This window comes from Psychrobacter sp. W2-37-MNA-CIBAN-0211, assembly GCF_040309405.1.
GTDB lineage: Bacteria > Pseudomonadota > Gammaproteobacteria > Pseudomonadales > Moraxellaceae > Psychrobacter > Psychrobacter glaciei.
Genome location: NZ_JBEOOU010000276.1, coordinates 1 through 265, shown reverse-complemented (window position 1 = coordinate 265; position 265 = coordinate 1). Strand labels below are relative to the sequence as shown.

The window sequence follows — 265 nt, the reverse complement described above, 5'->3', positions numbered from 1 at the left end:
ATCATCAATCGATCGCCATATCTTTTGAATAATTAAAGCACTTGCTTACCTGCGACATCAATTTTGCTGTGGCCAATCACATCATAACCCGCTAATAACCAGTGTAATTGTTGCTCGGTTAATGTCATGGTGGGTGACATGAGTTTAGGCCATTTGAACTTATGTTTATCTAATCGCTTATACCACAGGGAAAACCCGGTGTTATCCCAGTACAGCAGTTTGAGTTTGTCGCGCCCTTTATTACAAAACACAAATAGCGCACCAC

General features: G+C 41.1%; 1 protein-coding gene. It reads right to left on the bottom strand.

The features are described from left to right. Positions 1 to 32: 32 nt before the first annotated feature. Positions 33 to 265 (bottom strand): IS66 family insertion sequence element accessory protein TnpB (gene tnpB / locus AAEY72_RS15215; RefSeq protein WP_352311420.1); only part of this gene is annotated, 233 nt, incomplete at its 5' end.